The following is a 3,980-nucleotide window of genomic DNA, read 5'->3' as shown; positions in this document are numbered from 1 at the left end:
CGACGACCGATCCGACCACCGATCCGACCACCGACCCCACCACGGACCCGACGACCGACCCGACGTCGGACCCGACGACCGACCCGACGTCATCGGAGCCGGACCCCGCTCCGACCACCACGGCCCCCGACCAGACGGACTCGCCGAGCACGACGGAGTCGACAGGCGCCACTGCCCCGGAGCCCGGCGCCACGTCCTCGACCGGTGACACTACCGAGCCGGCCACGTCGAGTCCGGCCGAGCAGACGACGGCGCCCTCCACAGAGCCCTCCACGGAACCTTCCACAGAGCCTTCCACAGAGCCTTCCACGGAGCTGGCCACCGGCGACGGCTCGACGGATCCGGAAGCCGCGGCCGACGACGCGAGCGGTTCCTGACGCCTCCGTCCTCGGGCAGGGAGGCCATTCAGGAACTCTCGCCCGCTTCGCTACGATTCGGCGACGCTCGCGGCCAGCCCTCGCCCCAGGGTCGGTCAACCGATAGGTTTCCCCGCATGGACGAAGCGAAAGCCGTCGGCGTCGACCGGTCGTCGGACCGGGCCACCGACCCCGAGCACCCCATCGTGGTCGTCGAAGGTGTCAACAAGCACTTCGGTGACCTGCACGTGCTCAAGGACATCGACCTGACCGTCGGCAAGGGCGATGTCGTCGTCGTGCTCGGACCCTCCGGGTCGGGCAAGTCGACCCTGTGCCGCACGATCAACCGCCTGGAGACCTACGAGACGGGTCGCATCCTCATCGACGGGCAGCCGCTCCCCGAAGAGGGCAAGCCGCTCGCCAACCTCCGTGCAGACGTCGGCATGGTCTTCCAGTCCTTCAACCTCTTCGCGCACAAGACGATCCTGCAGAACGTCACTCTCGGTCCGATCAAAGTGCGCGGCCTCTCCAAGGGGGACGCGGAGAAGAAGGCCCTCGAACTGCTCGAGCGAGTCGGGGTGCAACAGCAGAAGGACAAGTACCCGGCTCAGCTCTCCGGCGGGCAGCAGCAGCGCGTCGCCATCGCCCGCTCGTTGGCGATGAACCCCAAGGTGATGCTGTTCGACGAGCCGACATCGGCCCTCGACCCGGAGATGATCAACGAGGTCCTCGACGTCATGACGAGCCTCGCCAAGGAGGGCATGACCATGATCGTCGTGACCCACGAAATGGGCTTCGCCCGCCGAGCCGCGGACCGCGTCGTCTTCATGGACGAGGGCGAGATCGTCGAGCAGGACATTCCGGAGGAGTTCTTCACCAACCCCAAGACGCCCCGCGCCCAGGACTTCCTCAGCAAGATCCTGACCCACTAGGGCGGGCCAGCGGGCTCCGGCCGGCCGGGCCCGTCAGCGTGTCTCGGCCGGCCACCCGCACAAGCACCGAACCACCAGCGCAACCAACCAGGAGGAACACACATGAAGCTCAGGCGCACCAGCGCGGTTGCCATCGCCGCCGTCGCTGCACTCGGCCTCGCAGCGTGCGGGGACGACGGCGGCGGCAACGGCGGAGGGGCAGCCGCAGGCGGCGAGAAGGTCAAGGTCGGGATCAAGTTCGACCAGCCGGGCCTCGGCCTCAAGACGGGGGCCACCTACTCGGGCTTCGACGTCGACGTCGCCAACTTCATCGCCGAGGAACTCGACCTCGAGGTCGAGTTCGTCGAGGCCGTCTCGTCCCAGCGCGAGACCCTGCTCAAGACCGGGCAGGTCAAGTACATCGTCGGCACCTACTCCATCACCGACAAGCGGATGGCCGACGTGTCCTTCGCCGGCCCGTACTTCATCGCCGGCCAGGACCTGCTCATCCGCGCCGACGACACGTCGATCACGGGAACCGAGAGCCTCGCAGGCAAGAAGCTCTGCTCCGTCAAGGGGTCGACCTCCGCGGTGAACGTCCAGAAGGAGGTTCCGGGAGTCAACCTCCAGGAGTACAACACCTACAGCCTCTGCGTGGACGCGCTGAAGTCCGGCGCCGTCGACGCCCTGACGACCGACGACACGATCCTCGCCGGCTACGCGGCCCAGGACGCCAACAAGGGCAAGCTCAAGGTCGTCGGCAACACCTTCTCCACCGAGAACTACGGGGTCGGCGTGCAGAAGGGCGACACGGAGTTCTGCAACCAGGTCGTCACGGCCCTGCAGAAGTTCATCGACGACGGCAAGTGGGAGGAGTCGGTCCAGAAGTGGCTCGGCCCGGCCAACTACACGCCGGGTGAGGGCAACCCGCCCACCCCGACCTGCCAGTCCGCCTGACGACCAACCACCCGCGGAGGTATGCCGCTGAGCTGAGCGAGCTCAGCGGCATACCTCCCGCTGTGGCTGCTTCCCCGCCACAGCCAGCCCGCCACCCGGCTCTCCCGAGGAGGACAACGCATGGGTGAACTCTTCGCGGAGTACAACATCTTCGCTGCTTTCGGGATGACGATCCTGCTCACGGTCACCGCAGCGATCGGCTCGCTGCTCATCGGCACCCTCGTCGCGGTCATGCGCCTGTCGCCCGTCGCGGTGTTCCAGAAAGCCGGGGCGTTCTACGTCAACACCGTCCGCAACACCCCGCTCACCCTCATCATCATCGCGTCGAACATCGTCATGGCGGTCAACCTCGGGTTCAACTTCAGTGACGAGTTCACCCGCAACAACATCATCTGGGCGATCATCGCGCTGTCCGTCTACCACGCGGCCTTCGTCTGCGAGGCCATCCGGTCCGGCGTGAACACCGTCCCGGTGGGTCAGGCCGAAGCGGCCCGCTCGATCGGGCTCACCTTCTCGCAGAGCCTGCGGGAGATCGTCCTGCCGCAGGGCTTCCGCGGCGCCATCACACCACTCGGCAACACCCTGATCGCCCTGACGAAGAACACGACTGTCGCGACGGCGATCGGCGTGGCGGAGGTCAGCGGCCTGATGCGGGAGATGATCGAGTTCAGGTCCGACCTCATCCTGGCGATCTTCCTCATCGTCGCCATCGGCTTCGTCATTCTCACCCTGCCCGTCGGGGTCCTCATCACTCACCTGTCGAACCGGCTGGCGGTGAAACGATGAGCACCTCCGTCCTCTTCGACGCCCCCGGCCCGAGGGCCAGGGCCCGGCATCGGTTCCTCACGGTCGTCGGTCTGGTCCTCATCCTCGGCTTCGTGGCCTTCGCCCTGTGGAAGCTCGGCGAGAAGGGCAATCTCGACGCCGAGAAGTGGACCCCCTTCCTCACCTCCGAGATCTGGGTCAGCTACCTCATCCCGGGCCTGATGAACACCCTCAAGGCGGCCGTGATCTCGGTCCTGCTCGCCGGCATCTTCGGCGTGGTCTTCGGGATGGGGCGCCTGTCGCACAACGCAGTCGTGCGCTGGGTGAGCACGGTCGTCGTCGAGTTCTTCCGCTCGGTGCCGGTCCTCATCATGATGATCGCGTCGTTCTACTTCTACTCGTTCAACGGGATCTTCGACAGCGACATCAACCCGCTCGCCGCCGTCATCACCGGGCTCACGCTCTACAACGGCTCGGTCGTCGCCGAGCTCATCCGGTCCGGCGTCGGCAGCCTGCCCAAGGGACAGTCGGAGGCCGGCCTGTCCATCGGGTTGACACCTCCCCAGACGCTCCGGATGATCCAGCTCCCCCAGGCCATCACGGCAATGCTCCCGGCCTTGGTCAGCCAGCTCGTCGTCGTCCTCAAGGACACGGCCCTGGGCCAGATCATCACGTATCCGGAGCTGCTCAACGCCTACGGCCAGATCGGCTCCTACAAGTCCAACATCGTGCCGGCGATGATCGTCATCGCGGTGATCTTCATCGTCATCAACTACGCACTGACCCGCGTCGCCGCCTACGTCGAGCGCCGGCTGCGCGAGCGGGGCCGGGTCACGATCACCCGTGGTGCGGCCGGGCCGGGCGGCGTGAGCGAGATCGACACGACGCTCATCGACGAGCAGCTTCACAAGGCGGACGAGCGGGCTCTGCACGACCGGTGACCACCCGGCGCGTTTGGGGCCACTCGACCAGCCAGTCGAGTGGCCCCAAA

5 protein-coding genes are annotated in these 3,980 nt (G+C 66.7%); 4 read left to right on the top strand and 1 reads right to left on the bottom strand.

The window, feature by feature from the left end; translation table 11 throughout:
* Window positions 1-274: hypothetical protein (locus tag LOY02_RS04120; RefSeq protein WP_317181061.1), on the bottom strand; the 274-nt coding region annotated here is incomplete at its 3' end.
* Between the two features lie 219 nt (window positions 275-493).
* Between LOY02_RS04120 and LOY02_RS04115 the strand changes: the two genes are divergently transcribed.
* From LOY02_RS04115 to LOY02_RS04100, 4 genes are all read left to right on the top strand, one after another.
* The gene (locus LOY02_RS04115) at window positions 494-1,288 is read left to right on the top strand and encodes an amino acid ABC transporter ATP-binding protein (protein WP_410505913.1); all 795 of its coding nucleotides are present in this window, start codon (window positions 494-496) and stop codon (window positions 1,286-1,288) included.
* 102 nt (window positions 1,289-1,390) lie between these two features.
* Window positions 1,391-2,224 (top strand): glutamate ABC transporter substrate-binding protein, encoded by an 834-nt coding sequence (locus LOY02_RS04110; RefSeq protein WP_317181060.1) that lies wholly within the window; start codon window positions 1,391-1,393, stop codon window positions 2,222-2,224.
* A 120-nt stretch (window positions 2,225-2,344) separates the two neighbouring features.
* Entirely contained in the window at window positions 2,345-3,010 is a 666-nt protein-coding gene (locus LOY02_RS04105; RefSeq protein ID WP_317181059.1) for an amino acid ABC transporter permease, read from the top strand.
* Window positions 3,007-3,930, top strand: coding sequence for an amino acid ABC transporter permease (locus LOY02_RS04100; protein ID WP_317181058.1), 924 nt, complete (start codon window positions 3,007-3,009; stop codon window positions 3,928-3,930). Before LOY02_RS04105 ends, LOY02_RS04100 begins: the two co-directional genes overlap by 4 nt.
* The last annotated feature ends 50 nt before the right edge of the window (window positions 3,931-3,980 follow it).

The organism is Intrasporangium sp. (genome assembly GCF_032907665.1).
GTDB lineage: Bacteria > Actinomycetota > Actinomycetes > Actinomycetales > Dermatophilaceae > Intrasporangium.
The sequence above is the reverse complement of the archived record's forward strand: the minus strand, read 5'-3'. Positions and strand labels throughout refer to the sequence as shown.

Coding starts and splice junctions, on each gene's coding strand:
- LOY02_RS04115 (WP_410505913.1), top strand. CDS start 494: ATGGACGAAGCGAAAGCCGTCGGCGTCGACCGGTCGTCGGACCGGGCC.
- LOY02_RS04105 (WP_317181059.1), top strand. CDS start 2,345: ATGGGTGAACTCTTCGCGGAGTACAACATCTTCGCTGCTTTCGGGATG.
- LOY02_RS04110 (WP_317181060.1), top strand. CDS start 1,391: ATGAAGCTCAGGCGCACCAGCGCGGTTGCCATCGCCGCCGTCGCTGCA.
- LOY02_RS04100 (WP_317181058.1), top strand. CDS start 3,007: ATGAGCACCTCCGTCCTCTTCGACGCCCCCGGCCCGAGGGCCAGGGCC.